At 72.5% G+C, this 6,213-nt stretch carries 6 protein-coding genes; 4 read left to right on the forward strand and 2 right to left on the reverse strand.

From position 1 onward, the window contains the following. Positions 1-139 precede the first annotated feature (139 nt). Positions 140-433 carry a hypothetical protein gene (locus RAN62_RS40825; protein WP_305790275.1) on the reverse strand — a complete coding sequence of 98 codons (294 nt, stop codon included), beginning with the start codon at positions 431-433 and terminating at the stop codon, positions 140-142. Positions 434-619: 186 nt separating this feature from the next. Between RAN62_RS40825 and RAN62_RS40830 the strand changes: the two genes are divergently transcribed. Next, positions 620-1,930, forward strand: a complete 1,311-nt coding sequence (locus tag RAN62_RS40830) for a TraB/GumN family protein (RefSeq protein ID WP_305790276.1) — start codon at positions 620-622, stop codon at positions 1,928-1,930. A 162-nt stretch (positions 1,931-2,092) separates the two neighbouring features. Here the strand turns inward: RAN62_RS40830 and leuA are convergent, their stop codons facing one another. Continuing rightward, complete coding sequence (gene leuA / locus RAN62_RS40835) at positions 2,093-3,823, reverse strand: 2-isopropylmalate synthase (protein WP_305790277.1); 1,731 nt, start codon at positions 3,821-3,823, stop codon at positions 2,093-2,095. A gap of 60 nt (positions 3,824-3,883) precedes the next feature. On the opposite strand from leuA, the gene RAN62_RS40840 reads away from it, so the two are divergent. The 3 genes from RAN62_RS40840 to RAN62_RS40850 are packed head-to-tail and all read left to right on the forward strand — an operon-like array spanning position 3,884 to position 6,097. Then, positions 3,884-4,570 (forward strand): FadR/GntR family transcriptional regulator, encoded by a 687-nt coding sequence (locus RAN62_RS40840; protein WP_305790278.1) that lies wholly within the window; start codon positions 3,884-3,886, stop codon positions 4,568-4,570. Between the two features lie 6 nt (positions 4,571-4,576). After that, on the forward strand, positions 4,577-5,758 hold the full coding sequence (locus tag RAN62_RS40845) for an MFS transporter (RefSeq protein WP_305790279.1): 1,182 nt from the start codon (positions 4,577-4,579) through the stop codon (positions 5,756-5,758). 39 nt (positions 5,759-5,797) lie between these two features. Then, entirely contained in the window at positions 5,798-6,097 is a 300-nt protein-coding gene (locus RAN62_RS40850; protein WP_305790280.1) for a hypothetical protein, read from the forward strand. Positions 6,098-6,213 lie beyond the last annotated feature (116 nt).

Here is a 6,213-nt window from a genome sequence, read left to right on the forward strand (position 1 = left end):
GACGGGGCGAGGGTCGTTGAAGATCATTTCGGCGACGATGTTCATGGCGGGTCCCGTCCGTGGGATCGATGAAAGGCAATGGCCGCACGCCGTCGAACGGGCGCGCGGAAAGGAGAGAGAACGACGAGTGGGAGTGCGGTCAGGCGCGAGTGGACGGAGGCGCGCGCGAACCGCGCACTCCGGCGACCGCCTGCGGGTGCAGCACCTGCGGGGTCCCGGCCACGACGACGGTGGCGGCGGGAAGCTCCTCGGGCAGGTCCGCGGCCGGCTCCGGCGCGGGAGCCGCCTCGATCTGTGCCACGGCGGCCACACGGGACGGCGCCGCAGGGGCCGCGGGAACCACGGCGGCGGCGCTGAACGGCCCGGTCAACAGCAGCGCGAGCAGGACAGGCAGGGACCGCCGCACGAAGCCGCGCACACCGTCCCTCGCCATGCGCGCCACCTTACCCGCCGGGCGGTGGCTCATGCGTGATCATGGGACTACTCGGCGTGCCAATCGGCGGCTTCGCCCGATCGGGTCGTGGCGAAGGCAGGAAGAGTGCCCCGACGATCCTTGTCGCTTCCGGCGGGCGGCGCCTAACGTCGGGAATTCATCCGCAGGATCGGGGGCTTTCACGCGATGCATGCGCACCGGCCCGACAGAGACGTCACCATCCCACCCGCCGCGCGGCGTGGCCCCGCGGCCCGGGCTCCGGGCCCGGTCACCCCGGGCGGCCGCCTGGACGCCGGGGCCGCCCAGACGCTGCAACGCACCGTGGGCAACGCGGCCGTCCAGGCGATGCTGACCTCCGGGCCGCCCGTGGTGCAGCGGGTGAGCTACGACGAGATGCACACCGACCCGCCGGGCACCGCGACTCGCGTGCGCGGCCCTCGCAAGTCGAGGGCGCGCGACAAGGCCCCCGCCAAAATCCGCGACCAGGGCCGGTGGGACACCGCCGCCAACGCCTATCAGCAGTGGACCGGCGCGGCGCCGGACCGGCAGCGGGCCGCCCTGCAGACCGACTACCGCACCCAGCAGGAGCTGAGCCCGCCCGGCTCGGTGACGACCTTCGGCAACGCCGTGTTCTCCGACCTGCTGGCGAACAATCCGAACCTCAACGCGGTGTCCAACGACGTGCTGTTCGAGCAGCTCGGCCGGGCCGACCAGACCACGCAGCCCTACTGGCAGCAGCAGGACCGCCGCGACGCGGGCATCATCGAGGACGCCGTGACGCGCGAGGGCGACTACCAGGCGGCGGGCGGCCCGGCCCAGGCCGCCGCGGTCCGCGCCACGGCGGACACGCTGCTCAACCCGCCCGGCGCCACCGCACCGCCCCAGCCCGCGGACGCCGCCGCGCTCAATCTTCTGCAGAATTTCAACGGGCTGGCGGTCGGCGGCGTGCACAACAACGAGCCGTTCTTCGCCTGGGCCGTCACCCACATGGCCGCCCTGCGCGCGGGCGGCGTGACGACGATCTACATCGAAGCCCTGCGCGACGACGCCCACCAGGCGCTGGTCGACCACTTCTTCCAGACACCGACGACGGCGATGAGCCCCGAGCTGACCAACTTCGTCGCGAATTATCAGATGGGCAACCACGTCGACCTGGGCGCCTTCCTGACCGCGGCCCGCGCCCAGGGCGTCCGGGTCCGCGCCATGTCCGGCCGCCCGGCGCGGCGGGTGGGCAGCGACCTGCACCGGCGCGCGGCCGCCATGAACACCTACTCCGAGCAGGTCATCCGGCACGACCAGGCCACCAACCCGGGCAACTACCTCGTGCAGGTCGGCGAGTCGCACCTCGGCGAGCACACCAACCCGGCCGCCCATCCGACCACCGTGGCCGGCCACACGTTGCCCGACCGGTTCCCCGGACTTGACCAGCTGCTCGGCATCCCCGGCGTCCGGCTGGCCGAGATGGTGCAGGGCGGGCTGCAACTGGAGCTGGTGTGACGCCCGGCGCCCACCGCGCCCGCGTCCCGGGATGGCGGCCACCGATTCTGCCGGCTTTGGGGTGTTCGCGGGGTCAGGCGCCAGCTTCGGGGTGTTCGCGGGGTCAGGCGCCGGCTTCGGGGTGTTCGCGGGGTCAGGCGCCGGCTCCGGGGCGCCGGCGGGTCAGGCGCCGACGGCGCGGTTGAGCGCGGCCATGACACCGTGGACGGAGGCGGTGAGCAGGGAGGTGTCCCAGCCCGCGCCCCAGCGCACGACGCCGTTGATCCGGCATTCCAGGTACGCCACGGCGGGGCTGTCGGGGCTTGCACCGGTGGCGTGCTCGGTGTAGCCGATGACGTCCACCACGAACCCGGCGGCGCGCAGGGCGTCGGTGAGCGCGGCGAGCGGCCCGTTGCCCCGACCGGCGCAGACGACTCGCCGTCCGTCCGTGACCAGCGTGGCGGTGACCGTGTGCGTGCCCGCGTCCGGCTCCTCCGCGCGCCACGATTCCAGCGTCACTGTGCCGTCGCGGCCCGGGTCGAGATACGTACGCCTGAACAGCTCTCGCAGCTCCTGGGCGGACAGTTCCTGACCGGTGGCGTCGGTGACCTGCTGCACGACTCGGGAGAAGTCCGGGCGCATGCGCTGGGGCAGGTCGATTCCGTATGTGGTGCTGAGCAGGTGGGCCACGCCGCCCTTGCCGGACTGCGAGTTGATGCGGATGACCTCCTCGTAGGTGCGGCCGAGGTCGGCGGGGTCGATGGGCAGGTAGGGCACGGCCCACGGCGCCTCCTCCGGGGGGATCCCGGCATCGGCGGCGAGCTTGGCGTGATGAGCGAAGCCCTTGGCGATGGCGTCCTGGTGCGTGCCGGAGAAGGCGGTGTGCACCAGATCACCGCCATACGGGTGCCGGGGATGCACGGGCAGCCGGTTGCAATGCTCGACGACCTCGCGAACCGCGTCGATGTCCGAGAAGTCGATCATCGGGTCGACGCCCTGGGCGTGCAGGTTGAGCGCCAGGGTGACCAGGTCGACGTTGCCGGTGCGCTCGCCGTTGCCGAACAGGCAACCCTCGACGCGCTGGGCGCCCGCGAGCACCGCGAGCTCGGCGCAGGCGACGCCCGTACCCCGGTCATTGTGCGGATGCACCGACAGGATGACGCTGTCGCGCCGGGCCAGATGGCGGTGCATGTACTCGATCTGGTCGGCGTAGATGTTCGGGGTGGCGATCTCGACGGTCGCGGGCAGGTTGTGGATGACCGGGCGATCGGGGCTCGCCTGCCACAGCTCGGTCATGCTGTCGCAGATCTCCAGGACGTAGTCCGGCTCGGTGAGGTTGAACACCTCGGGCGAGAACTCGAAGCGGACCGCGGGACCGCGGCGCTGCTCGGTGCGGCGCAGCAGGTGGGTGCCCGCGTCGAGAATGAGCCGGTGCACCTCGGCGCGGGAGCGGCCGAGCACCACGTCGCGCCAGGCGGGGGCGGTGGCGGTGTAGAGATGCACGACGACGTGGGGGAGACCCTCGATCGAGGCCACCGTACGGTCGATGAGGTCGGCCCGGGCGGCGGTGAAGACCGAGATCGTGACGTCGCCGGGCAGGTCGCCGCTCGTGGCCAGGTGCCGCACGAAGTCGTAGTCGGTCTGGCTCGCCGAGGGATAGCCGACCTCGATCTCCTTGTAGCCCATGGCGACCAGCAGGTCGAACATCCGCCGCTTGCGCGCGGTGTCCATCGGCTCGGCGAGGGCCTGGTTGCCGTCGCGCAGGTCCACGGGCACCCAGAGCGGCGCCCGCTCCAGCCGCGCGGACGGCCAGGTGCGGCCGGTCAGCGGGAGCGCCACGCGCTCCTCGACCGGGCGGTAGCGGTGCGAGGGCATGCGGCTGGGCTGCTGCCGGTTCCAGTGGGAGGTGGACATGCGCGGTACGCTAACCGAAGCCAACTCCTCAGACAAGCTGATAAGTGAAGGTGGTACCCGATGGCGCTCGAGGCGCTGCGTCCCTCCCCGCTGGTCGAGCAGGCGACCGACCGGCTCCGCGAGCAGATCACCGGCGGCGAGTGGGGCATCGGCGCGAAACTGCCGAGCGAGACGGCTCTGGTTAAGCTGCTGGGTGTGGGCCGGTCCACGGTCCGCGAGGCGTTGCGCGCGCTGGCCGGCGCGGGTCTCGTCCAGGCGCGGCAGGGGGCGGGGGTCTTCGTCGTCGCCACCTCGCCCCGGGAGGACTGGATAGCCGGCATGCGCCGAGCCGCCATCACCGACGTGTACGAGGTCCGCATGCTCATCGAGGTCGAAGCCGTCCGGCTCGCCGCGATCCGCCGTACGGACGATGATCGGGCCCTCATGCGCACGGCCCTGAGCCGGCGCCGGGATGCGGCGGCAGAAGACAACGCGTCCTTTGTGGATGCGGACATCGCCCTGCACGCCGTGATCGTGGCGGCGGCGCACAATCCGGTGCTGACAGCCCTGTTCAGCGAGTTCGTGCCGGTGCTGCGCGAGGGCCTGATCGACCTGGTCCAGCTGCTCGGGTTGCGTGACGACCAGCCGAATCACGGTGAGGACGCCCACGCGGTGCTCGTCGACGCCGTGTCCGCCGGCGACGCCGACGCCGCCGGGCGGGCCCTGTGGGAGGAGCTCGAGCAGACGCTCGCCCGGTTGCGCGGCTGAGTCACCATGCCCGACGTCTCGGCTGCGCGTGGCCTGCGCTCGACTGCCATCCTCGCCCTCGGCACCTTCGCCGTGGGCACCGACGCCTTCGTCGTCGCGGGCTTCCTGCCCGCGATGGCTGCGACACTCGGCGTCTCCCCGGCGACCGCCGGCCAGTCGGTCACCGTCTTTGCCCTCTCGTACGCCGTCCTGGCGCCAATGCTGTCCACAGTGGCCGCTCGCGTTCCGCGTCGACGGCTGCTGGTGACGGCGCTGCTCGTGCTGGCCGCCGCCAACCTCGGCTCCGCCCTCGCGCCGTCACTGCCGATCCTGCTCGCGACCCGGGTGCTCGCCGCCGCCGGAGCCGCGGGCTACACCCCCAACGCCGGAGCGGTCGGCGCGGCCCTCGTCCGTCCCGAGCAACGCGGCCGCGCGCTGGCCGTGGTCATCGGCGGGCTCACCGTGGCCACCGCCCTGGGTGTCCCGCTCGGCACTTTGCTCAACCAGATCACCGACTGGCGTACCGTGCTGATCGCGGTGGCGGTGCTCTGCCTCGTGGTGGCGGCCGGTGTCCGGCTCGTCATGCCCAGGCTGCCCGGCAGCCCCCGCACGCCGCTGCGGCAACGGCTGGCCGTCCTGCGCCGGCCCGCGGTCCTGACCGTTCTGCCGCTCACGACGCTGGGCATGGCCTCGTGCTACACCGTCTATGCCTACAGCGTGCCGGCCCTGCAGGCCGCCGGATCGCCGGTGCGCTGGGCGGGACTCATGTTGTTCCTCTACGGGGCCGGAGCCGTGGCCGGCAATCTCTGCGCCGGGTACGCGGTCGACCGGTGGGGCTCCGTCAAGCTGCTGACAGCCGCCTACGCGCTCATGGCCGTCGTCCTGGCTGCCGGAGGCTGGCTCGCCGCCGCCGGGGCGCAGGTCCCCGTCGTGGTCGCCGTGATCGCGCTGGGCTGGGGCGCCGCCAGCTGGGCCCAGACCCCCGCCCAGCAGCATCGGCTGATTGCCGCCGCCCCCGCCGAGGCGCCCCTGGTCGTGTCCCTCAACTCTTCCGGGATCTACCTCGGGATCGCGCTGGGCACCGCGGTGGGCGGGGCGACCTTCGCCTCCGGCTTCCCGGCCATGTACCTGACCGGGGCCGCCGGCGCGATCGTCGCCCTGGTCTTCCTGCTCGCGAGTGACGCACGAACGCGCCGAGTAGCTGCCTGATCACGGGGGAGTCGGTCCGAGGTGGGTAGGGTGGCGCGCATGGTGAGGGAGGGCGTGCGCGGCTTCGTGCGGCGGTCCCTGCCTGTTCTGCTCTCGCTCCTGCTGACCGGGCCGTTCGGCGCTGCCGCTGTGGTTCCCGCGTCTTCCTTCGCGCCGCCGGCTCCGGTCGTGGCCGTGGCGCAGGTCGAGCAGCCTTCCGCGCAGGAGCCGCCGGCTCCGGTCGCGCCGGAGGATCAGCCCGCCGCGACGGTTGTCGTGGCCGGGGCGCCGCAGGTGTTGCACCCGCAGGCGGTCGCCGGAGTGCGCGGTTCGCGCGCGCCTCCGTCCACTCGCGCCTGAACCGCACCCTTTTTCTTTCCGCGCGCCCGTTCGATGGCGTGCGGCTGTCGACTTCTGACGGGATTGCCGCCATGAACCTTGTCGCCGAAATGATCTTGAATGATCCCCGCCCCGCG

It is taken from the genome of Symbioplanes lichenis (assembly GCF_030709675.1).
GTDB classification, from domain to species: domain Bacteria; phylum Actinomycetota; class Actinomycetes; order Mycobacteriales; family Micromonosporaceae; genus Actinoplanes; species Actinoplanes lichenis.

Coding starts and splice junctions, on each gene's coding strand:
- RAN62_RS40825 (WP_305790275.1), bottom strand. CDS start 433: ATGGCGAGGGACGGTGTGCGCGGCTTCGTGCGGCGGTCCCTGCCTGTC.
- RAN62_RS40830 (WP_305790276.1), top strand. CDS start 620: ATGCATGCGCACCGGCCCGACAGAGACGTCACCATCCCACCCGCCGCG.
- leuA (WP_305790277.1), bottom strand. CDS start 3,823: ATGTCCACCTCCCACTGGAACCGGCAGCAGCCCAGCCGCATGCCCTCG.
- RAN62_RS40840 (WP_305790278.1), top strand. CDS start 3,884: ATGGCGCTCGAGGCGCTGCGTCCCTCCCCGCTGGTCGAGCAGGCGACC.
- RAN62_RS40845 (WP_305790279.1), top strand. CDS start 4,577: ATGCCCGACGTCTCGGCTGCGCGTGGCCTGCGCTCGACTGCCATCCTC.
- RAN62_RS40850 (WP_305790280.1), top strand. CDS start 5,798: ATGGTGAGGGAGGGCGTGCGCGGCTTCGTGCGGCGGTCCCTGCCTGTT.